The sequence below is a fragment of the Streptomyces sp. SAI-170 genome, from assembly GCF_049739565.1.
Lineage (GTDB): Bacteria > Actinomycetota > Actinomycetes > Streptomycetales > Streptomycetaceae > Streptomyces.
Genome location: NZ_JBMGQD010000001.1, coordinates 5,682,801 through 5,702,560, shown reverse-complemented (window position 1 = coordinate 5,702,560; position 19,760 = coordinate 5,682,801). Strand labels below are relative to the sequence as shown.

Genomic DNA, 19,760 nt, shown 5'->3' with positions numbered 1-19,760 from the left:
GCGGGGGGCGCTGCCGCGCCCCCTCCCCCGCGCCTTACTCCTGCCGGCCCTCCATGGCGAGCAGCTCCTCGTTCGGGATGGCCCCGCCGAAGCGCCGGTCCCGGGAGGCGAACTCGAGGCAGGCCCGCCACAGATCACGGCGGTCGAAGTCCGGCCACAGCACGTCCTGGAACACCATCTCCGCGTAGGCGCTCTGCCACAGCAGGTAGTTGGACGTGCGCTGCTCACCGCTCGGGCGCAGGAACAGGTCCACGTCCGGCATGTCCGGGTAGTACATGTACTTCTGGAGCGTCTTCTCGCTGACCTTGGCGGGGTCCAGCCGGCCCGCCTTCACGTCCTCCGCGAGGGCCTTCGCCGCGTCGGCGATCTCGGCGCGACCGCCGTAGTTCATGCAGAAGTACAGGGTCAGCCGGTCGTTGTCCTTCGTCTGCTCCTGGGCGATCTGCAGCTCCTTGGCCACCGACTTCCACAGCTTGGGCATACGGCCCACCCAGCGCACCCGGATGCCCAGCTCGTCCAGCTGATCACGGGTCTTGCGGATGAAGTCGCGGTTGAAGTTCATCAGGAAGCGGACCTCGTCGGGCGACCGCTTCCAGTTCTCGGTGGAGAAGGCGTACAGGGAGATGGCCCCGACACCCATCTCGATGCCGCCCTGCAGCACGTCGAGCACGCGCTCGGCGCCGACCTTGTGCCCCTCGGTACGGGGCAGGCCGCGCTCCTTGGCCCACCGCCCGTTCCCGTCCATCACGATCGCCACATGGTTCGGGATCAGCTCACCCGGGAGCTTCGGCGGCCGCGCGCCGGACGGGTGCGGCTCCGGCGTCCTGTACTCGCGGCGCTGGCGCCCCAGGAACCCGCGTACGACCATGTGCGTCTCGTCTCCTCTTGCTTCTTACTTCTCGACGTACCGAAGGGAGCGCAGCCCGCGCTCCAGATGCCAGTGCAGATAGGCGGACACCAGCCCGCTGCCCTCCCGCACGTACCGCGGCTCGCACGCGTCGGCGGTCTCCCAGTCGCCCGTGAGCAGCGCGCCGAGCAGTTCGAGCGTCTGCGGCGACGGTACGACGCTACCGGGCACCCGGCAGTCCACACACACGGAGCCGCCCGAGGCCACGGAGAAGAACCGGTTGGGACCGGGCATCCCGCACTTCGCGCAGTCGCTGAAGCTGGGGGCGTAGCCGTTGACGGCGAGGGAGCGCAGCAGGAAGGCGTCGAGCACGAGGTGAGGAGCATGCTCCCCGCGCGCCAGCGTCCTCAAGGCCCCCACCAGCAGCAGATACTGCTGCACGGCAGGCTCCCCCTCATGATCGGTGAACCGCTCGGCGGTCTCCAGCATGGCCGTCCCGGCGGTGTAGCGGGCGTAGTCGGTGACGATCCCGCCCCCGTACGGCGCGATGGTCTCGCTCTGTGTGCACAGCGGCAGCCCCCGCCCCACCAGCTCACTGCCCCGCGCGAAGAACTGCACATCCACATGCGAGAAGGGCTCCAGCCGAGCCCCGAACTTCGACTTGGTGCGCCGCACCCCCCGAGCCACGGCCCGCACCCGCCCATGCCCCCGCGTCAGCAACGTGATGATCCGATCCGCCTCACCCAGCTTCTGGGTGCGCAGCACGATGCCGTCATCACGGAACAGACTCATACCCCCATTCTCCCGCACCGGCTCCGGTCCCTGTGCCCGCGTGCCCGACATCACTCGCTACGCGGAGGCGGAGCCGGCGGGGCTCAGGGGTGACCCCGAGGGGCCTCCTCGGGTAAACCCCAGGAGGAATAGGGACGTTGCCCGGATGTGGTGGGCCGGCAAGATCGGCGAGGCTCGGGGCATGAAGAAGTCGACGCGTCACTCCCGGGCCGGCCGTGCCACACTGCTCGGCCTCGCCGGAGCCACAGCCGCAGCCGGTCTCGGCCTCGGTCTCACGGCTCCCGCCACGGCAAGCCCCTCGATGACAACGGCCTCCCCCTCGACCCTCCGATGGGGCGCATGCGAAGGCGGCGGCCCCGGTCTCGATCCCCGTCAGCAATGCGCGACCCTGTCCGTGCCTATGGACTACGCGAAGCCGGACGGCAAGCAGATCCGGATCGCCGTCTCGCGGCTGCCCAGCGAGGACCCCTCCGCCCGGCGCGGGGCGCTGCTGCTGATCCCGGGTGGGCCCGGCGGGACGAGCATCGGGCAGCCGTCGGAGAAGGCGAAGGTTCTCCCGCAGGAGGTCCGGGACGCGTACGACCTCATCGGGTTCGCACCGCGAGGCATGGCACCGTCCACGGCGGTGACATGTGACCTCGACACCTCCGACCTGGCGGCGACGAAGCTCAGGCCGTGGCCGGCGCCGGACGGATCCGTCGAGGGAAACATGGCGAATGCCCGCCGGATGTCGGAGGCCTGCGCACGCAACGGCGGTGAGCTGATCCGGCACATCAGCACGGCGAACGAGGCCCGTGACCTGGACCGCATCCGGGCGGCGCTGGGCGAGCGGCGGATCTCGGCGTGGGGTGTGTCGTACGGGACGTATGTCGGCGCGGTCTACGGCGAGTTGTTCCCGCACCGCACGGACAGGTTCGTGCTGGACAGCAACGACAACCCGGACCCCGATCGAGTCGGCCGCGCCTGGCTCGCGGGGTTCGAGCAGGGCGTCGAGGACACCTTCCCCGAGTTCGCCAGGTACGCCTCCACCCCGGGCACCCCGGACCGTGTCGCCGCGACCTCGGCCGAAGTGCGCCGGGTCTTCCTGGAGTTGGCCGCCCGGCTCGACCGCGCACCGCTCCCCCGCCCCGGCGCCAACCCGCCCGTGCTGGACGGGAACGAACTGCGCCAGGCCATGCTGACCAGCCTCTACGACCCTGACGGCTACCCCGCCCTGGCCCAGTTGATCAACGCCGCCCGCAAGGGGCAGGTGCCGCCCGCGCCGCCCGCCCCGCCGGAGGCGGTGCTGCAGAACGTCACGGCGGTCGCGATCGGCACGATATGCAACGACGTGGCGTTCCCCGCCTCGGCCGCCGGCTACCAGCAGGACGTCCACGACAGCCGCGCCGCCTTCCCCCTCACCGCGGGCATGCCGCGCGGCCCGATGGCCTGCGCCGCCTGGCCGTTCGCGCCGAAGGAGCCGCCGGTGCGGATCGGCGACAAGGGCCGCTCGTCGTTCCTGCTCGTGCAGAACGAGCGCGATGTGGCCACGCCGCTCAGCGGTGCGCGCAAGCTCCGCGAGGCCCTGGGCCGGCGTGCCGTGATGGTGACGGTGGACTCCACCGGCCACGACGCCTACCTCGCCAACGGCAACGCCTGCGGCGACGCCACCGTCACCCGGTTCCTGGCCACGGGCCGGCGCCCCGCCACGGACCTCTACTGCCGCTGACCGGCGCCGGCCCCGCCACCCTCGCTCCCGAACCGCTCCACATACCTCCGCTGCCAAGGCGTCTCCACGGCTCGCCGGTCGTAATGCGCACGCACATAGGCCACCGCCTCCTCGGCCGGTACCCCGTCCAGGACGGCGAGGCAGGCGAGGGCCGTCCCGGTGCGGCCGCGTCCGCCGCCGCAGGCGAGTTCCACGCGCTCGGCGGCGGCCCGCCGCCACGCCTCGGCCAGCACCGTGCGGGCCTCCCGGCGGTCGGCCGGGAGCCGGAAGTCGGGCCAGCGGAGCCAGTGGCTCTCCCAGGGCACGGCGGGCGGCCGCCGGCCCAGCAGATAGACCCCGTACGTCGGCAGGGGCGCCTGCGCGTCGAGCGGCCGGCGCAGCCCCCGCCCCCGCACCGACCGCCCCGACGGCAACCGCAGCACCCCGGGCGCCCCCGCCTCCCAGGTCTCACCCGTCCCCGCCATCAGACCCCTCCCACCGTCCCCGGCGTGACCAGCCCCGACTCGTACGCCACGATGACCAGTTGCGCCCGGTCGCGGGCCCCCAGCTTGCCCATGATGCGGCTGACATGGGTCTTCGCGGTGAGGGGGCTCAGGTGGAGGGCGTCGCCGATCTCGGTGTTGTTCAGGCCGCGCGCGACCAGGGAGAGCACTTCGCGCTCGCGCTCGGAGAGGCACTCGGGGCCGCCCTCGAGCGGGGTCGTGGCGGGGGCTGCGCAGGAAGCGGGCGATGAGCCGGGAGGTCGGTCCGGGCGACAGCAGGGCCTCGCCGCCGGCCACCGTGCGGATGGCGTCGAGGAGTTCGGCGGGGCGGGTGTCCTTGACGAGGAAGCCGGAGGCCCCGGCGCGCAGGGCCTCGACGATGTGCTCGTCGGTGTCGTACGTGGTGAGCACGAGGACCTTCACCCCGGCGAGGTCCTCGTCGGCGGCGATCAGCCGGGTGGCCTCGATGCCGTCGAGGTCGGGCATGCGGATGTCCATCACCACCAGGTCGGCGCGCTCGCTGCGGGCCAGTTCGACGGCCTCGCGGCCGGTGCCGGCCTGGCCGACGACCGCCATGTCCTTGGCGGACTCGACGAGCATCGCGAACGCGGCCCGTACGAGGGTCTGGTCGTCGGCGAGCAGGACACGGATGGTCACGGGGTTCCTCCCGGGGACGCTGACGGTACGAGGCTGATCACTGGGCTCCTCCCCAGGCGGCGCCGCTCACTGCGCCGCCCCCAACGGCAGTACGGCGCTGACCTCGAAGCCCTGGCCGGGCAGCGGCCCGGCGTCCAGGGTGCCGCCGACGCTGCGCGCCCGCTCGCGCATGCCGACGAGCCCGAATCCGGGTGTGCCGCCGCCCTGGCCGGCTCCGTCGTCGGTGACGGTGACCCGCAGGGCGCCCTGCCCGGCGTGCACGCCCACCCGGATGCCGAGGTCGTCGCGCCCGCCGTGGCGTACGGCGTTGGTGAGGGCCTCCTGCACGATCCGGTAGGCGGCCGCGCCGACGGCGGGCGGCACGTCCCCGGCACAGACCGACAGGTCGACCTCGGCCCCCGCGACCCGGGCGGCCTCGGCGAGGCCCGGCAGACCGCGCAGGTCGGGCAGCGGCCCGCGCGCGTCGGGTGTGCCGTGTTCGCGCAGCACCTCCAGGGTGGTGCGCAGTTCGCCGCGCGCGCTGCGGCAGGTCTCGGCGATGTCGTCGAGGGCCTTGGCGACGGTCGCCCGGTCCAGCCGTTCGGGGTCGGCGTTCAGGACGTGGGCGGCGACGGAGGTCTGCACGCCGATGAGGGTGATGCTGTGGGCGAGCAGGTCGTGCAGGTCGCGGGCGATGCGCAGGCGTTCCTCGGCGACCCGGCGGCGGGCCTCCTCCTCGCGGGTGCGTTCGGCGCGTTCGGCGCGCTCGACGATGGCGGCGACGTACTGCCGGTAGAAGCGGACGTCGATGCCGACGAAGACCACGGCGATCACCCAGCCGAAGGTCCGCAGCAGTTCCGCGGCCTGGTGCTTGTTGACGAACACCATGATGCTCATCGCCAGGGCCAGGGCCGTGCCGCTGGTGAGCAGCGTGTAGAGGGGCCGGCAGGTGACGGCGACGGTGTAGAGGGCGAGGTAGGAGGCGGGGACGGGCGCGGTGTGGTTGTTGTCGAGGGCGTGGTACGGCAGCAGCAGCGCGACCGTCGCGGCCAGCACCAGCAGCGGGCGGCGGCGCCGCCACACGTTCGGCACCTGCCCGGCGAGCAGCAGGGCCCAGCCGAGCGCGTCGGGGCGGCGGGCCGGGTCGGTGGCCAGGGCGACGGCGACGGCGTGGGCGGTGGTGGCGAGGACGAGCAGGATGTCGTTGCGCAGGGCGTGCGGGGCGGTCAGCGGGTCGCGGTTGATCACCGCCATGATCCGCTCACCGACGCGGGGTTTCGGGGCTGCTTCGGGCACGGCCTCATCTTCCGTGAGGAAGGCGCCCCTCCGGGAGGGAGGGGCGCCTGGAGGTTCAGACGCGTTCCGGCTGGCGGACCGCCGGCTCGGGCTCCGGCGCCCGGGACATCCGGCCGGGCCACCACACCTTGCGGCCGAGGGCGACGCTCGCGCTGGTGACCAGGTAGGTGCGCACGAGGAAGGTGTCGAGCAGGACGCCGACGGCGATGACGAAGCCGAGTTCGACGAGCTGGACGAGGCCCATGTTCATCAGCACCGCGAAGGTCGCGGCGAGGACCAGGCCCGCGGAGGCGATGACCCCGCCGGTGGTGCGCAGCGCGGTGAGCGCGGCCGTGGCGGGTTCGGCGCCGCGGAGCGACTCCTCGCGCATGCGGTGCATCAGGAAGATGCCGTAGTCGACGCCCAGGGCGACCAGGAACACGAAGGACAGCAGCCCGAGCCCGGGGTCGGTGCCCTCGAAGCCGAACAGCGGCCCGAACACCAGCCCGCCGATGCCGAGGGCCGCGCCCCACACGGCGACCACGGCGGCCACCAGCATCAGCGGGGCGACCAGGGAGCGCAGCAGGGCGATCAGGATGAGCAGGACGGAGACGAGGACGAGGGGCACGACGACCTTCTGGTCGCGGGCGCTGGCGTCCTTCAGGTCGAGCTGCTGGGCGCTGGGTCCGCCGACGTAGGAGCCGTCGAGCTTTTCGCGCAGCGCCTCGATGGTGCGGGTCTCGGCGGCCGTCTGCGGTGGGGCGGAGGCGGTCACGGACACCTCGGTCCAGCCGTCTCCGGTACGGCCGAGCCGGGCGCTGTCGACTCCGTCGGTGTCACGTGCGGCGGCGAGGGTGGCGGCGGCGCGGTCGGCCGGGGTCATGACGGTGATGGGCTGGCTGGACCTCTCGGGGTAGGCCTCGGCCAGGGTCAGCATGGCGGTGACGGACTCGGGCCGGTCGACGAAGGAGTCCTCCTGCTTGACCGTGCCGGGCAGGTTGAGGGCGCCGAGGGCGAGCGCGCCGAGCGCGACGGCGCCCGAGACGAGGACCGCGACGGGGCGGCGTCCGGCGGAGCCGCCCATCGCGGCGAACAGCGAGCGGCGGGCCTTGGGGGTGCTGCCGAAGGCGGGGACGAGCGGCCAGAACACGCGGCGGCCGAGCAGGACCAGGATCGCGGGCAGCAGGCTGAGCATGGCGAGGAGCGCGCACAGCACTCCGACGGTGCCGAGCGGGCCCATGCCGCGGTTGGAGTTCAGGTCGGCGGCGAGCAGGCAGAGCAGCCCCGCGGCGACGGTGCCCGAGGAGGCGAGCACGGCGGGGCCGCAACTGCGCAGCGCGGCCTTCATGGCGTCGTACGGCCGCTCGATGCGCCGCAGTTCCTCGCGGTAGCGGGAGACGAGGAGGAGGGCGTAGTCGGTGCCGGCGCCGAAGACGAGGATCGTCATGATGCCGGAGCCGGCGCCGGAGACGGCGGTGCCGAACGCCTGGTTGAGGCCGTAGGCGACGGCCATGGACAGGTAGTCGGCGACGCCGGCGACGACGAGCGGCAGCAGCCACAGCACGGGGCTGCGGTAGATGAGGATCAGCAGCACGGCCACCACGGCGGCGGTGGTGTAGAGCAGCGGTCCGCCGAGGGAGTTGTAGACCTCCGCGGAGTCGGTGAGGAGTGCGCCGGGGCCGCCGACCTCGACGGTCAGGCCGTCGCCGCCGTGGACGGTGTCGCGCACGTCGTTGACGAAGGCGTCGCGCAGTTTCTCGTCGTCCCCGGGTTCGTTGCTGGCGACCGGGTACATCAGGGTCGCGCCGTCCTGGGAGGGCACGCCCTCGGGGGTGGCGGTCAGCGCGTGCTCGCCGTCGATCGCGGCGACCTGCTCGTCCGCCGTGCGCCGGTCGGCCGCGGTGAGGCCGCCGTCGCGGTGGTAGACGAGGACCAGTTGGGTGCTCTCGCCGCCCGGCAGCTTCTCCTGGAGCTCGGCCACCTGGGTGGAGTCGGCGCTCGCGGGCAGGTAGTCGGTGACGCGGTCGCGCTGCACGTCCGCGAGTTTCGCGGCGAACGGCGAGGCGACGGCGAGTACGCCGACCCACAGCGCGAGCACCAGCCAGGGCACGGCTCTGCGCCGTGTCCGTGTGTTTGCGGCCCCCATGGATCGGGCCTCCCTCCGGCACGAATGTCTGGATGTGACTCCAGACTCCCGGCGAGGAAGGGCCGATTCGTCGCGCCTGCGGCCGAGTTCGGGGGTACTGCCCGGGGTGATGTGAGGGGCCGGTTACTCCCGGGGGAGTACTGCGGCGGCCAGGAGCCGTGTCACCTCGTCGGCCGCGATCGTCAGCGCCGACCCGACCGTCGCGAGGACCTCCCGCTCCGCGGGCGTGTACGGGCCGTCCGCGAGGGCGATCCGCGCGCCCTGGAGCAGGATCGACTCCCGCCCGGAGGGGGCGAGGTGGGGGGCGAGCGGGTCCAGTGCCTCGTGCAGCTCTATGGCCAGTCCGGGCCCGCACGGGGCGCCGTACACCCGGCCGGTGTCCGCGGCGAGGGCCTCGACCAGCGCGTTGAGCTTGTCCTCCGTGCAGTCGTCGAAGCCGGCCTGCCGCACCGCGCCGGCCGCCGCGGTCAGGGCGAGCCGCGCACGGGGCCCGCCTCCCGCGGCGAGGACCGCGAGGGCGACGGTGTGCACGGCGTCCCGGAGCATCGCCGCGAAACGGCTGGTGGTGGGGTGGTCGAGGACCTCCGTGCCGTAGCGGCGCCTGCAGTCCGCGCACTCGACGGCGGGCCCGGTCTCGCCGCGCGGCAGCACCGGAACGCCCAGCAGGGTGAAGCGGCGGCGCCCGGTGAGCCGCTGGTAGTTGCGGTCGCCGCCGCAGCCGGGGCAGAAGAACTGCCCGTCACCGACGGCGGTCCACGCGACGCGGGTGCCCAGGATGCGCACAGCCTTGTCGGCTCGGCCGTCTCGTCCCCGTCCTGGCAGCACGTCGCACCTCCGTCACCGCGCGGCAACATCGCCGCGCTGGCGTGATGTTAGCCACATCGCCCAGCCCTAGTCAGCACCCCGGACGAGACCTTTCCGTGACCTGGGGGTTCATATGGCTGGTATACGACGGTGCCCCGCCGGCCGTGCGTACGGCGGGCGGGGCAGCGAAGCGACGAGGGGCGGGGGTTACCGCGCGGCGCGGTTGACGGCGGAGATGACCGCCTTCAGCGAGGCGCGGGTGGTGTTGGCGTCGATGCCGATGCCCCACAGGACCTTGTCGTCGATGGCGCACTCGATGTACGAGGCGGCCTGCGCGGAGGCGCCCTCGCTCATGGTGTGCTCCTGGTAGTCCAGCAGTCGGGCGTCGACGCCGATGCCCTGCAGCGCGTGGAAGAAGGCGGAGATCGGACCGTTGCCGGTGCCGACCAGGGTGACCTCCGTGCCGTCGACCTCGGCCTCCACGGTCAGCGTGTCCACGCCGTCCTTGTCGGTGGTGGACTGGCCGGCCTTCAGCTGGATGCGGCCCCACGGGTTGTCCGGGTTCGGCAGGTACTCGTCCTGGAAGACGGCCCAGATGTCCTTCGGCGTGACCTCGCCGCCCTCGGCGTCGGTCTTGGCCTGGATCAGCTTGGAGAACTCGATCTGCATGCGGCGCGGCAGGTCCAGCTTGTGGTCGTTCTTCAGGACGTACGCGACACCGCCCTTGCCGGACTGCGAGTTGACGCGGATGACCGCCTCGTAGGAACGGCCGACATCCTTCGGGTCGATCGGCAGGTAGGGGACCGCCCACTCGATGTCGTCGACGGTGACGCCCTTCGCGGCGGCCTCGGCCTCCATGGCGTCGAAGCCCTTCTTGATGGCGTCCTGGTGGGAGCCGGAGAAGGACGTGTAGACCAGGTCGCCCACGTACGGGTGGCGCGGGTGGACCTCCATCTGGTTGCAGTACTCCCACGTACGACGGATCTCGTCGATGTCGGAGAAGTCGATCTGCGGGTCGACGCCCTGGGAGAACAGGTTCATGCCCAGCGTGACCAGGTCGACGTTGCCGGTGCGCTCGCCCTGCCCGAACAGGCAGCCCTCGACGCGGTCGGCGCCGGCCATCAGGGCCAGCTCGGCGGCGGCGACGGCGGTGCCCCGGTCGTTGTGCGGGTGGACCGACAGGCAGACGTACTCGCGGCGGGACAGGTTGCGGCCCATCCACTCGAAGCGGTCCGCGTGGGTGGAGGGCGTGGAACGCTCCACGGTGGCGGGCAGGTTGAGGATGATCTCGCGGCCCGGGCCGGGCTGGTAGACGTCCATCACCGCCTCGCAGACCTCCAGCGCGAAGTCCAGCTCGGTGTCGGTGAAGATCTCCGGGCTGTACTGGTAGCCGAACTCGGTCTCGGGGCCCAGCAGCTTCTCGGCGTACTCCATCACCAGGCGGGTGCCGTCGACGGCGATCTGCTTGATGTCGTCCTTGGAGCCGCGGAAGACGACCCGGCGGAAGACCGGGGCGGTGGCGTTGTACAGGTGGACCGTGGCGCGCTTGGCGCCCTTCAGGGACTCCACGGTCCGCTCGATCAGGTCCTCACGGGCCTGGGTCAGCACGGAGATGGTGACGTCGTCCGGGATGGCGCCCGGCTCCTCGATGATGGAGCGTACGAAGTCGAAGTCGGTCTGGCCGGAGGCGGGGAAGCCGACCTCGATCTCCTTGTAGCCCATCTTGACCAGCTGGTCGAACATCCGGCGCTTGCGCTCGGGCGACATCGGGTCGATCAGGGCCTGGTTGCCGTCGCGCAGGTCCGTGGACAGCCAGCGGGGGGCGGCGGTGATCCGTCGGTTCGGCCAGGTGCGGTCGGCGATGTCGACCTGCTCGTAGCGGCCGTACTTGTGGATCGGCATGGAGGTGGGCTGCTGGCGGTTCGCCATGATGCGTAAGGCTCCTCAGGATGTCCGGAAGGACGGCCGACGACGCAACGCCAAGCTCCGCGGGGAGGGAGTCGACCTGGACTACAGGCCCTCGCCGCGGCAGCTAAGGAGAAGCAGCCCGAAACGCATGATGCGCAGCATGCTAGCCGAGCCGCCTTCGCCGCGAAGGTTCGTATCAGTATGCGGGACCGCAGACGTCAAATCGGACAAAAAGTGCGCTATACCACTTCCAGAGGCCGATTCGGGCTCACTTCCCCCGTTTTTCACCGATCATGGTTGCTGGTAGTGACAGCGACATATCTCAGTGCGATGGTGCCGGGCATGACGCCAGTCTTCTGCACCATCGTCCCGCCGCACGTTCTCGACCAGCTGGCCCGGGCGGAGGACCCCCGCCTCTCCGGCCCCGCCCGCCGCACCCTCCAGCGCGACGCCTTCGAGCGCACCCAGCGCCGCCTGACCACGGTGATCGGCGCCGCCGCCGTGGCCCCGCCCACGGGAGCCGAGTCCGGCAAACCGAACCGCACCATCTACGACGCCCGGCACCGGACCACCCTGCCCGGCAAGAAGGTCCGCGCCGAGGGCGAGGAGCCCGGCAGGGACGCCACCGTCAACCGCGCGTACGCCGGCCTGGGGGCGACGTACGAACTGTTCCTCACCGCCTTCGCGCGCGACTCGATCGACGGCTCGGGCCTCCCGCTGGACGCGACGGTCCACTACGAGGAGGACTACAACAACGCCTTCTGGAACGGCGAGCAGATGGTGTTCGGCGACGGAGACGGCGAGATCTTCCTCGACTTCACGATCCCCGTCGACGTCATCGGCCACGAACTCGCCCACGGCGTCACCCAGTACACCGCCAACCTCGCCTACTTCGGCCAGTCCGGCGCCCTCAACGAGTCCCTGTCGGACGTCTTCGGCTCGCTGATCAAGCAGTACACCCTCGGCCAGACCGCCACCGAGGCCGACTGGCTGATCGGCGCGGGCCTGCTCGCCCCGCGCGTGACCGGCACCGCGCTGCGCTCGATGAAGGAGCCGGGCACGGCGTACGACGACGACGTCCTCGGCAAGGACCCGCAGCCCGCGACGATGGACGACTACGTCCACACCGGCCGCGACAACGGCGGCGTCCACATCAACTCCGGCATCCCCAACCACGCCTTCTACCTCGCGGCGACCGCCCTCGGCGGCCACGCCTGGGAGCGCGCGGGCCGCGTCTGGTACGACGTGCTGACCGGCGGCGAACTCCACGAGGACGCCCTGTTCACGGACTTCGCCACGCTCACCGTGAAGGCGGCCAGGGCCCGCTACGGCGAGGGCGACGAACTCACCGCCGTCAGCAAGGCCTGGGAGCAGGTCGGCGTGCGCACGCTGTAGTTCCGTACTAGACAGGGACCCATGCGGATTCAGGTGAGGCGCACGGGAGGTTTCGCGGGCATCGAGCGGTACGCCGAGGTGGACACCTCGGGCCGCGCCGACGCCCAGGAGTGGCACGCCCTGGCCGAGCGCACGCTCGCGACCGGCCGGGGCACGCCCCCGGCCGGGGTGCCGGACGGGTTCGGCTACGAGATCACGGTCGACGGGAAGACGGTGTACTGCGCGGACCCCCGGCTGACCGACGACCAGCGCAGGCTGATCACAAGGGTGCTGAAGGAAGGCGCATAACGCGCGATCGGTTCAGGCCCGTTGACTTCGGTTACCCCCGGTACGGATGATCCGGCGCATGGCGACCAACGCGATACCTCAGTTCCCGCCCGGCTTCGTGTGGGGCGTGTCGACGTCCGCCCACCAGATCGAGGGCGCCGCGGACGAGCGCACCCCTTCCGTCTGGGACGTCTTCACGGCCGAGCCGGGCCGGGTGAAGGACGGCTCCACGGCGGCGGTGGCCTGCGACCACGTCCACCGCCACCGCGAGGACGTGGCCCTGCTGGCCGGGCTGGGCGTGGACGCCTACCGCTTCTCCGTCTCCTGGCCGCGCGTCCTCACCGACGGCGGCCTGGACTTCTACGACCGCCTGGTGGACGACCTGTGCGCGGCGGGCGTCCGCCCGGTGCCGACCCTCTTCCACTGGGACCTGCCGGTCGGGGAGGACTGGCTGGAGCGGGACACGGCCGCGCGGTTCGCCGAGTACGTCTCGGTGGTGGCCGAGCGCCTCGGCGACCGCGTGAAGAAGTGGATCACCCTCAACGAGCCCGCCGAGCACACTCTGCTCGGCCACGCCCTCGGCGTCCACGCCCCCGGCAGACGGCTCCTCTTCGACGCCCTCCCCGTCGCCCACCACCAGCTCCTCGCCCACGGCCTCGCCGTCCGGGCCCTGCGCGCGGCCGGCGCCTCGGACATCGGCATCGCCAACTCCCACGGCCCGACCTGGCCGGCCTCGCGCGAGCAGGCCGACGTGGAGGCCGCCGACTTCTACGACCTGCTGCTGAACCGGCTGTTCGCCGACCCGCTGCTGCTGGGCGAATACCCCGACGGGATCGGCGAGTTGATGCCGGGGGACGTGGCGGCCGACCTGTCGGTCATCGCCGAGCCGCTGGACTGGTACGGCATCAACTACTACGCGCCGACCCGGGTGGGCGCCCCCCAGGGCACGGAGATCGACTTCGGCGGCGTCCGCATGCCCGCCGAACTCCCCTTCTCGGTCCGGCAGATCGACGGCGTCCCCCTGACGGACTTCGGCTGGCCGGTGGTCCCCGAGGGCCTCACCGACCTCCTCACCGCCTTCCGCACCCGCTACGGCGACCGCCTCCCGCCCGTCGTCATCACCGAGAACGGCTGCTCGTACGAGGGCCTGGACGACCAGGACCGTATCGCCTACCTCGACGCCCACATCCGCGCCCTCCACCGGGCGATCGACGCAGGCGTGGACGTACGGGGCTACTTCGTGTGGTCCCTGCTGGACAACTTCGAGTGGGCGGAAGGATACGCCCGGCGCTTCGGCCTGGTGCACGTGGACTTCGAGACCCAGAAGAGGACACCCAAGGCGTCGTACACCTGGTTTCGGGACGTACTCGGACGGCAGCGTACTTAGGGGCGCGGGGAACTGCGCGAGAAACCACGACGAGGCGGCAGACGCAGGACGACAGCACCGCCCACGGCGAGAAGGCGCTACAACGCCCCCGCCTCACGAGCCGCATGAACAGACGGGTACACCGGCCGATACCCCAGCTCGCGCCGAATCCGCTCGGTCGAGGTGATCCCGAACCAAGGATCGGGGTCGGCACGCTCGAACAGCGCCTCCGGCACCTCGACCCCGTTCAGCTGATGCAGCTCCACCGCGGTGACGACGGCGTCGTCGGCGATGTTGTACAGCCGCCCGTCGACGCCCGGCGCGTGCAGCAGCCGCAGCAGCCCCTGTGCGGCATCGGCATGGTGGACCATCTGGAGCCGCTGAGCGCCGGCCCAGCGGGACGCCCACATCAGGGACTGCGCCAGGTGCGGGTCACCGTCGCCGTAGACGAAGGTCAGCCGGCCCACCCGCACCCCCAGCCCCTCCATCGCGAACAGCCCCTGCTCGGCCTCCCACTTGGACGCGGTGTAGGCGCCCCACATGTCCCCGCCGGGGACGACCGGGTCGTCCTCCGTCAGCGGCCTTCCCCGCCCGGTGCCGTACACCAGCCCGGTGCTGGTCTGCACGAACCGCCGGACGCCCGAGGCCGCGGCCGCCCGGCCCAGCGCCAGGGCGGCATCGCGGTTGACGGCCCAGGCCTCCTCGTCCGGCACGCCCCGGAACGCCGCGGCCACGTTCACCACGGCGTCCACCCCGGCGACCGCCTTGCCGAGCGCCTCCTCGTCGCGCAGGTCACCGAGGACGACCTCGGCGCCGAGATCGGCGAAGGCGTCCGCGCGGGAGGCGTCCCGTACGAGGACCCGGACCTTCTCCCCCGGCCGGGCCTGGGCCAGCAGCCTGGGCACGAAACGGCGTCCGACCTGCCCTGTCGCACCGGTCACCAACGTCAGCATGATGTGCTCCTCTCGTCGGACACCAGCCTCCGGCGGCCGGGCGTGCGACGGGAGAGACCCGTCGATCATGGGACTGGCAGTCCCTGGATAAGCCGGACGGCGTCCCGCACGCTTGAGGGGTGGACCGAGCCGAACTCGCCGACTTCCTGCGCCGCGGCCGCGGCCGTCTGTCCCCCGCCGACGTGGGGCTGACCGCGGGCGCCCGCCGCCGTACGCCCGGACTGCGCCGGGAGGAGGTGGCGGCACTGGCCGGTATGTCGGTGGACTACTACACGCGCCTCGAGCAGGCGCGCGGCCCGCGGCCGTCCCGGCAGATGCTGACCGCGCTGGCGCGGGCGCTGCGCCTGGGCGAGGAGGAGCGCGACCACCTGTTCCACCTGACCGGTGAGGAGCCGCCGCGCCGGGAGGCGGCGTCGGGGTACGTCCGTCCCGGGCTGCTGCTGATCCTGGACCGGCTGCACGACACCCCGGCGCAGGTGGTGACGGACATCGGGGACGTCCTGGCGCAGAACGCGCCGGCGAAGGCCCTGGTGGGGGACGTGGAGGCGCGTCCGCCGCGGGAGCGGAACCTGGCCCGGCTGTTCTTCCTGGACCCGGTCGCGCGCGAGCTGTTCCCGGAGGAGGACCGGCCGGTGAACGCCCGGGCGCACACGGCGGCGCTGCGCGCGGCGACGGCGGCGCACCCGGAGGACCGGGCGGCGGCCGCGCTGGTGGCGGAGCTACGGGCACAGAGCGCCGAGTTCGCGCGCCTGTGGGAGGAGCACGACGTGGCAGCGCGGCGGGGGCCGACGAAGAGGTTCCGGCACCCGGTGGTGGGCCTGCTGGAGCTCGACTGCGAGGTCCTGCTCAGCCCCGACCACCGCCAGTCACTGGTCGTCCACTCGGCCCGCCCCGGGACGGAGTCCCACGACCGGCTGCGCCTGCTGGGCGTGGTCGGCCTCCAGGACATGTCGGCCGACGGGGCCTGACGCCTCAGAAGCCGAGCTTGCGCAGCTGCTTCGGGTCGCGCTGCCAGTCCTTGGCGACCTTGACGTGCAGGTCGAGGAAGACGGGCGTGCCGAGCAGGGCCTCGATCTGCTTGCGGGACTTGATGCCGACGTCCTTCAGGCGCTTGCCCTTGGGGCCGATGATGATGCCCTTCTGGGAGGGGCGCTCGATGTAGACGTTGGCGTGGATGTCGAGGAGGGGCTTGTCCGCGGGGCGGTCCTCGCGCGGGAGCATCTCCTCCACGACGACCGCGATGGAGTGCGGCAGCTCGTCGCGTACGCCCTCCAGGGCGGCCTCGCGGATCAGCTCCGCGATCATGACCTGCTCGGGCTCGTCGGTGAGGTCGCCCTCGGGGTAGAGGGCGGGGCCCTCGGGCAGCATCGGGATCAGCAGGTCCGCCAGCAGGTCGACCTGCTTGTTCGCGGTCGCCGACACGGGAACGATCTGCGCCCACTCGATGCCCAGCTCCTTGCCGAGCTGGTCGATCGCGATCAGCTGCTCGGCGAGGGTCTTGGAGTCGACGAGGTCCGTCTTGGTGACGATGGCGACCTTCGGGGACTTCTTGATCCCCGCCAGCTCCTTGGCGATGAAGCGGTCACCGGGACCGATCTTCTCGTTCGCCGGGAGACAGAAACCGATGACGTCGACCTCGGCCCAGGTGGTCCGTACGACGTCGTTCAGCCGCTCGCCGAGCAGCGTGCGCGGCTTGTGCAGGCCGGGGGTGTCGACCAGGATCAGCTGGGCGTCCGGGCGGTGCACGATGCCGCGCACGGTGTGCCGGGTCGTCTGCGGCTGGTTGGCGGTGATCGCCACCTTCTGCCCGACCAGAGCGTTCGTGAGGGTGGACTTCCCCGCGTTGGGGCGGCCCACGAAGCAGGCGAAGCCGGCCCGGTGGACTTCTTCAGCAGACTGCTCGGATGACTGGGTGCGAACGCTCATGCGCCCATTCTCCCTGATCCCCGAAGCCGTGCCGCACCACGCACCACACGGTGAGGTCCCGGAAACCCGTCCGCAACGAAACGTCGCCGAAACACACCTGTACACGACCGGAAACCGTCACCGGTGACTCTCTGACGCAAGCCCCCCTCCGTTGGAGACGACCGTGACCCTTGCCGCGCCCCTCGCCGCAGCGCATGTCGACACCGGCGACACCGCCTGGCTGCTCGCCGCCACCGCCCTCGTCCTGCTGATGACCCCGGGCCTGGCCCTGTTCTACGGCGGCATGGTCCGCACGAAGAGCGTCCTCAACATGCTGATGATGAGCTTCGTGTCGATCGCCCTGGTGACGGTCGTCTGGCTGGCGGCCGGCTACTCGCTCGCCTTCGGCGAGGACGCGGCCGGCGGCCTCATCGGCGGCCTGGACCACCTCGGCATGTCCGGCATCGGCCCGGACAGCGTGCAGGGCACGGTCCCCACCGTCCTGTTCGCCACCTTCCAGCTCACCTTCGCGATCATCACGGCCGCGCTGATCAGCGGCGCGATCGCGGACCGGGCGAAGTTCGGGGCCTGGCTGGTGTTCGTGCCGCTGTGGGCGCTGCTCGTATACGTTCCCGTCACCCACTGGGTGTGGGGCCCGGGCGGCTGGATCCTCGACAAGCTGGGCGCGCTGGACTTCGCGGGCGGGCTGCCGGTCGAGATCACCTCGGGCGCCTCCGGTCTCGCCCTGTGCCTGGTGCTGGGGCCGCGCCTGGGCTTCAAGAAGGACTCCATGCGCCCGCACAACCTGCCCATGGTGGTGCTCGGCGCCGGTCTGCTCTGGTTCGGCTGGTTCGGCTTCAACGCGGGCTCGGCCCTCGGCGCGAACGGCCTCGCCGCCGCCGCGTTCCTCAACACCCTCGCCGCCGGCTGCACCGGCCTGCTGGGCTGGCTGTTCGTCGAGCAGAAGCGCGACGGCCACCCCACCACGCTGGGCGCCGCCTCCGGCGCGGTGGCGGGCCTGGTGGCCATCACCCCGTCCTGCGGCTCGGTGTCCCTGCTGGGCGCGCTCGTGGTCGGCCTCGCCGCCGGTGTCGTCTGCTCGTACGCGGTGAGCTGGAAGTTCAAGCTGAACTACGACGACTCCCTCGACGTCGTCGGCGTGCACCTGGTCGGCGGGGTGATCGGCACGCTGCTGATCGGTGTCTTCGCGGTGGAGTCGATGACCGGCGGCACGGAGGGCCTGCTGTACGGCGGTGGCTTCGGGCAGCTCGGCAAGCAGCTGGTCGCCGTCGTCACGGTCGGGGCGTACGCCTTCGGCGTCACCTACGGCCTCGGCAAGCTCATCGACAAGCTGCTGGGCTTCCGCGCGAGCGAGGAGCAGGAGCACACCGGCCTCGACCTTACGGTGCACGCGGAGACGGCATACGATCACGGCGTCCTGGGCCACGGCGCCCCGGTCGCCCACTCCGTCGTCCCCACCGCGCAGAAGGTCAGGCCCCAGGCATGAAGCTCATCACCGCGATCGTCAAGCCGTACCGCCTCGACGAGGTGAAGAACGCCCTCCAGGAGCTCGGCATCCAGGGCCTGACCGTCAGCGAGGCCAGCGGCTACGGCCGCCAGCGCGGCCACACCGAGGTCTACCGCGGCGCCGAGTACCAGGTCGACCTCGTCCCCAAGGTCCGCATCGAGGTCGTCGTCGAGGACGCCGACTCCGACGCCGTCATCGACGCCATCGTCAAGGCCGCCCAGACCGGCAAGATCGGCGACGGCAAGGTGTGGGCGCTGCCGGTGGAGACGGTCGTACGGGTGAGGACGGGCGAGCGAGGCCCGGACGCCCTGTGATTTTTCAGAGCGTCCCGTAGGGGCACGTAGTCAGGGGCGCGGGGCTGTATCGATATGCGGCTCCGCCGCGTGGGCGCGACCAGCCACAGACGCCCCGCACCCGGCGGCGCACAACAAGTCCCCCCACAGCCCCCGCTCACCCCGCGGTAAGACTCACTCGAACCTCACCATCAGGCCCAGCCACGAGCACCGGCGTCCCCGCCCCACCAAGATCCCGCACAGCAGCCCGGTCCAGTTCGGACACCGACTCCGCGTCGGTCACCACAGCCGCGGCCTCCAAGGACTTCGCCCCGGACGCCACCGCCATAGCCACCGCGGTCTGCAGCGCACTGAGCTGAAGCGAGTCCAGCGACACCGTCCCGGCGACATACGTACGGCCGGTGTCGTCACGGACGGCCGCCCCCTCCGGCACACCGTTGCGGGCACGGGCCGAACGGGCCAGGGTGACGATCTTGCGGTCCTCTGGGTCGAGCGCGTTGCTGTCGGTCATGGTCCGAGGATACGTAGGCACGGCCCGCTCACCCCGCGACGGGGTACATCGCCCCGCGCCGCCCCTCGGGACTGGCCAGCCACTCCAGCTTGGCCGCGGTGTTCGCCTCGTCCAGCGGGGTGTGCAGCACGATGGTGAGGTCGGGCCGGGCGGGCACCTTCATCGCGGTGGACTCCATCACCAGCAGCCCCACCAGCGGATGGTCGAGCTCCTTGCGGATCTGCCCGGCGTCCTCGATGTCCCGCTCCTCCCACAGCGCGGTGAACTCCTCGCTGGCCGCCTTCGCCCGTGCCAGCACCTCCTGGAAGCCCTCGTCGTCGGGGCAGGCCGAGCACGCGGCCCGGAACTGGGCGACGACCGTGCGCGCGTTGCGCTCCCAACTGCGCGAGCGGGAGCGGTACATGGGGTCGGTGAAGAAGTCGACGACGCAGTTCTGCGTGAGGTCGGGACGCATGCCGAGCGCCATCGCGGCGGCGTCGTTGTGCAGCACGTAGTTGTAGTACATGTCCATGATGTGCGCGGGGTACGGCATCCACGTGTCGATGAGCCGCTTCAGCCCGTCGCACATGTCCCGCTTCTCCGGGGCGACTTCGGGCGCGGGCGGGTTCAGCCCGGCGAGCACGTAGAGGTGGCGGCGTTCGGCGTCGGTCAGCCGCAGCACCCGGGCGACGGAGTCCAGGACCTGTGGGGAGACGGAGATGTCCCGGCCCTGCTCCAGCCACTGGTACCAGGAGGCGCCGACCCCGGCGAGGACCGCGACCTCCTCGCGGCGCAGCCCCGGCGTGCGGCGGCGCGCGCCCCCGTCGGGCAGGCCCGCCTCGGCCGGGGAGACCCGGGCCCGGCGGCTCATCAGGAACTGCTTCAGCTCGCTGCGCCGGTGTCGGTCCATCGCGTTGTCGGCCACCTGCCGTCCCCCTCGTACGTCCAGCCTGGTGGTGCCACCA

18 protein-coding genes and 1 pseudogene are annotated in these 19,760 nt (G+C 71.8%); 7 read left to right on the top strand and 12 right to left on the bottom strand.

All coding sequences use genetic code 11. The features are described from left to right. Nucleotides 1–34: 34 nt before the first annotated feature. Entirely contained in the window at nucleotides 35–868 is an 834-nt protein-coding gene (locus RKD23_RS25550) for an isoprenyl transferase (protein ID WP_424855786.1), read from the bottom strand. A 24-nt stretch (nucleotides 869–892) separates the two neighbouring features. Further along, nucleotides 893–1,639 (bottom strand): DNA repair protein RecO, encoded by a 747-nt coding sequence (gene recO / locus RKD23_RS25545; RefSeq protein WP_424855785.1) that lies wholly within the window; start codon nucleotides 1,637–1,639, stop codon nucleotides 893–895. 181 nt (nucleotides 1,640–1,820) lie between these two features. On the opposite strand from recO, the gene RKD23_RS25540 reads away from it, so the two are divergent. After that, entirely contained in the window at nucleotides 1,821–3,347 is a 1,527-nt protein-coding gene (locus tag RKD23_RS25540) for an alpha/beta hydrolase (protein WP_424855784.1), read from the top strand. On the opposite strand, the gene RKD23_RS25535 is transcribed toward RKD23_RS25540, so the two are convergent. The 6 genes and pseudogenes from RKD23_RS25535 to leuA all read right to left on the bottom strand — a co-directional run bounded on the left by RKD23_RS25535 (nucleotide 3,335) and on the right by leuA (nucleotide 10,619). Further along, nucleotides 3,335–3,811, bottom strand: a complete 477-nt coding sequence (locus tag RKD23_RS25535; protein WP_424855783.1) for a protein phosphatase — start codon at nucleotides 3,809–3,811, stop codon at nucleotides 3,335–3,337. The two genes, RKD23_RS25540 and RKD23_RS25535, sit on opposite strands and share 13 nt — an antisense overlap. Beyond that, nucleotides 3,811–4,429 (bottom strand): annotated as a pseudogene (locus tag RKD23_RS25530) (response regulator). The gene RKD23_RS25535 and the pseudogene RKD23_RS25530 overlap by 1 nt, the downstream one beginning before the upstream one ends. Before the next feature lie 123 nt (nucleotides 4,430–4,552). Then, entirely contained in the window at nucleotides 4,553–5,719 is a 1,167-nt protein-coding gene (locus tag RKD23_RS25525; RefSeq protein ID WP_424858328.1) for a sensor histidine kinase, read from the bottom strand. Between the two features lie 97 nt (nucleotides 5,720–5,816). Further along, entirely contained in the window at nucleotides 5,817–7,886 is a 2,070-nt protein-coding gene (locus RKD23_RS25520; protein ID WP_424855782.1) for an MMPL family transporter, read from the bottom strand. A 123-nt stretch (nucleotides 7,887–8,009) separates the two neighbouring features. Further along, on the bottom strand, nucleotides 8,010–8,711 hold the full coding sequence (locus RKD23_RS25515) for a TerB family tellurite resistance protein (protein WP_404035307.1): 702 nt from the start codon (nucleotides 8,709–8,711) through the stop codon (nucleotides 8,010–8,012). Nucleotides 8,712–8,897: 186 nt separating this feature from the next. Next, nucleotides 8,898–10,619: a 2-isopropylmalate synthase gene (gene leuA / locus RKD23_RS25510; RefSeq protein ID WP_424855781.1), complete on the bottom strand. Its 1,722-nt coding sequence runs from the start codon at nucleotides 10,617–10,619 to the stop codon at nucleotides 8,898–8,900. Between the two features lie 309 nt (nucleotides 10,620–10,928). Here leuA and RKD23_RS25505 point away from each other — a divergent pair, with 309 nt between their 5' ends. From RKD23_RS25505 to RKD23_RS25495, 3 genes are read left to right on the top strand one after another with little or no spacing between them, the layout of a single operon-like run. Continuing rightward, nucleotides 10,929–11,993 (top strand): M4 family metallopeptidase, encoded by a 1,065-nt coding sequence (locus RKD23_RS25505; protein ID WP_424858327.1) that lies wholly within the window; start codon nucleotides 10,929–10,931, stop codon nucleotides 11,991–11,993. A 21-nt stretch (nucleotides 11,994–12,014) separates the two neighbouring features. Further along, the gene (locus tag RKD23_RS25500; protein WP_424855780.1) at nucleotides 12,015–12,281 is read left to right on the top strand and encodes a protealysin inhibitor emfourin; all 267 of its coding nucleotides are present in this window, start codon (nucleotides 12,015–12,017) and stop codon (nucleotides 12,279–12,281) included. Between the two features lie 58 nt (nucleotides 12,282–12,339). After that, nucleotides 12,340–13,647, top strand: coding sequence for a GH1 family beta-glucosidase (locus RKD23_RS25495; RefSeq protein ID WP_424855779.1), 1,308 nt, complete (start codon nucleotides 12,340–12,342; stop codon nucleotides 13,645–13,647). A 77-nt stretch (nucleotides 13,648–13,724) separates the two neighbouring features. Here the strand turns inward: RKD23_RS25495 and RKD23_RS25490 are convergent, their stop codons facing one another. Continuing rightward, nucleotides 13,725–14,579 carry an NAD-dependent epimerase/dehydratase family protein gene (locus tag RKD23_RS25490; protein ID WP_424855778.1) on the bottom strand — a complete coding sequence of 285 codons (855 nt, stop codon included), beginning with the start codon at nucleotides 14,577–14,579 and terminating at the stop codon, nucleotides 13,725–13,727. Nucleotides 14,580–14,698: 119 nt separating this feature from the next. On the opposite strand from RKD23_RS25490, the gene RKD23_RS25485 reads away from it, so the two are divergent. Continuing rightward, nucleotides 14,699–15,547: a helix-turn-helix transcriptional regulator gene (locus RKD23_RS25485; protein ID WP_424855777.1), complete on the top strand. Its 849-nt coding sequence runs from the start codon at nucleotides 14,699–14,701 to the stop codon at nucleotides 15,545–15,547. A gap of 4 nt (nucleotides 15,548–15,551) precedes the next feature. Here the strand turns inward: RKD23_RS25485 and era are convergent, their stop codons facing one another. Further along, nucleotides 15,552–16,505, bottom strand: coding sequence for a GTPase Era (gene era, locus RKD23_RS25480; RefSeq protein WP_404035327.1), 954 nt, complete (start codon nucleotides 16,503–16,505; stop codon nucleotides 15,552–15,554). Nucleotides 16,506–16,668: 163 nt separating this feature from the next. Here era and RKD23_RS25475 point away from each other — a divergent pair, with 163 nt between their 5' ends. Further along, nucleotides 16,669–17,991, top strand: coding sequence for an ammonium transporter (locus RKD23_RS25475; protein ID WP_424855776.1), 1,323 nt, complete (start codon nucleotides 16,669–16,671; stop codon nucleotides 17,989–17,991). Further along, complete coding sequence (locus RKD23_RS25470) at nucleotides 17,988–18,326, top strand: P-II family nitrogen regulator (protein WP_404035333.1); 339 nt, start codon at nucleotides 17,988–17,990, stop codon at nucleotides 18,324–18,326. The genes RKD23_RS25475 and RKD23_RS25470 overlap by 4 nt, the downstream gene beginning before the upstream one ends. 136 nt (nucleotides 18,327–18,462) lie before the next feature. Here RKD23_RS25470 and RKD23_RS25465 read toward each other — a convergent pair whose 3' ends face one another. Beyond that, the gene (locus RKD23_RS25465) at nucleotides 18,463–18,816 is read right to left on the bottom strand and encodes a cytidine deaminase (RefSeq protein WP_424855775.1); all 354 of its coding nucleotides are present in this window, start codon (nucleotides 18,814–18,816) and stop codon (nucleotides 18,463–18,465) included. Nucleotides 18,817–18,844: 28 nt separating this feature from the next. Further along, nucleotides 18,845–19,705: a helix-turn-helix transcriptional regulator gene (locus tag RKD23_RS25460; protein WP_424858326.1), complete on the bottom strand. Its 861-nt coding sequence runs from the start codon at nucleotides 19,703–19,705 to the stop codon at nucleotides 18,845–18,847. Between the last annotated feature and the right edge of the window lie 55 nt (nucleotides 19,706–19,760).

Coding starts and splice junctions, on each gene's coding strand:
- RKD23_RS25520 (WP_424855782.1), bottom strand. CDS start 7,886: ATGGGGGCCGCAAACACACGGACACGGCGCAGAGCCGTGCCCTGGCTG.
- RKD23_RS25490 (WP_424855778.1), bottom strand. CDS start 14,579: ATGCTGACGTTGGTGACCGGTGCGACAGGGCAGGTCGGACGCCGTTTC.
- RKD23_RS25500 (WP_424855780.1), top strand. CDS start 12,015: ATGCGGATTCAGGTGAGGCGCACGGGAGGTTTCGCGGGCATCGAGCGG.
- RKD23_RS25465 (WP_424855775.1), bottom strand. CDS start 18,816: ATGACCGACAGCAACGCGCTCGACCCAGAGGACCGCAAGATCGTCACC.
- RKD23_RS25495 (WP_424855779.1), top strand. CDS start 12,340: ATGGCGACCAACGCGATACCTCAGTTCCCGCCCGGCTTCGTGTGGGGC.
- RKD23_RS25535 (WP_424855783.1), bottom strand. CDS start 3,811: ATGGCGGGGACGGGTGAGACCTGGGAGGCGGGGGCGCCCGGGGTGCTG.
- RKD23_RS25540 (WP_424855784.1), top strand. CDS start 1,821: ATGAAGAAGTCGACGCGTCACTCCCGGGCCGGCCGTGCCACACTGCTC.
- RKD23_RS25470 (WP_404035333.1), top strand. CDS start 17,988: ATGAAGCTCATCACCGCGATCGTCAAGCCGTACCGCCTCGACGAGGTG.
- RKD23_RS25525 (WP_424858328.1), bottom strand. CDS start 5,719: ATGGCGGTGATCAACCGCGACCCGCTGACCGCCCCGCACGCCCTGCGC.
- leuA (WP_424855781.1), bottom strand. CDS start 10,619: ATGGCGAACCGCCAGCAGCCCACCTCCATGCCGATCCACAAGTACGGC.
- RKD23_RS25460 (WP_424858326.1), bottom strand. CDS start 19,705: ATGGACCGACACCGGCGCAGCGAGCTGAAGCAGTTCCTGATGAGCCGC.
- RKD23_RS25505 (WP_424858327.1), top strand. CDS start 10,929: ATGGTGCCGGGCATGACGCCAGTCTTCTGCACCATCGTCCCGCCGCAC.
- recO (WP_424855785.1), bottom strand. CDS start 1,639: ATGAGTCTGTTCCGTGATGACGGCATCGTGCTGCGCACCCAGAAGCTG.
- era (WP_404035327.1), bottom strand. CDS start 16,505: ATGAGCGTTCGCACCCAGTCATCCGAGCAGTCTGCTGAAGAAGTCCAC.
- RKD23_RS25550 (WP_424855786.1), bottom strand. CDS start 868: ATGGTCGTACGCGGGTTCCTGGGGCGCCAGCGCCGCGAGTACAGGACG.